Annotated in this window: 1 protein-coding gene; it reads left to right on the top strand. The window is 72.9% G+C overall.

The window, feature by feature from the left end; translation table 11 throughout:
- The coding region (locus tag AC1D01_RS37300; RefSeq protein WP_477874938.1) for an FtsX-like permease family protein at window positions 1-735 on the top strand (735 nt) is incomplete at both ends.

Below are 735 nucleotides of genomic sequence, written 5' to 3'. Positions count from 1 at the left end.
GGCGTGCTGCGCGTCGAATCGCAGCGGGTGTCGGTGGTGCAGCTGGATCCGCAGCGGCCCGGTGTGGTGCTGATCGCGCGGCCGTTGTCGCAGCCGGAGAAGGAGCTGCCGCTGGTCGGCGAGCTGCTRCCGCTGCCGGCGGGCGAGCGGGCGGCGTATGTCAGCGAGGCGATGGTGAGCCTGTATGGCGCAGCGCCCGGCACGCGGCTGGCGATGCCGCTGCCGGACGGGCGACGCGTGACGCTCTTCGTGCGCGGTGTCTGGCGCGACTACGCGCGGCAACACGGTGCCGTCACGCTGCATGCGGCCGACTACCAGCAGCTGACGGGCGACACGAAGGTCAACGACATGGCCTTGTGGCTGGCCGCCGGCACCGAGCTCGGCACCGTGCAGTCGGCGCTGCGGGCGGCGGCGGTCTCGAGCGGGCTGGACGGCAGCCTGCTGGAATTCGCCTCGCCCGGCGAGATCCGGGCGGTCTCGCTGCGCATCTTCGACCGCAGCTTTGCGGTCACCTACTGGCTGCAGGCGGTGGCGATCGCGATCGGGCTGTTCGGCATCGCCGCCAGCTTCTCGGCGCAGGTGCTGGCCCGGCGCAAGGAATTCGGGTTGCTGGCCCACCTGGGGCTGACGCGGCGCCAGGTGCTGGCGGTGGTGTCGATCGAGGGCGCCGTCTGGACGGCCGCCGGCGCGCTGCTCGGGCTRCTGCTGGGGCTGGCCGTCAGCGTCGTGCTGGTG

The organism is Rhizobacter sp. P3_B12 (assembly GCF_056402895.1).
This window is presented reverse-complemented; position numbering and strand designations above follow the sequence as displayed.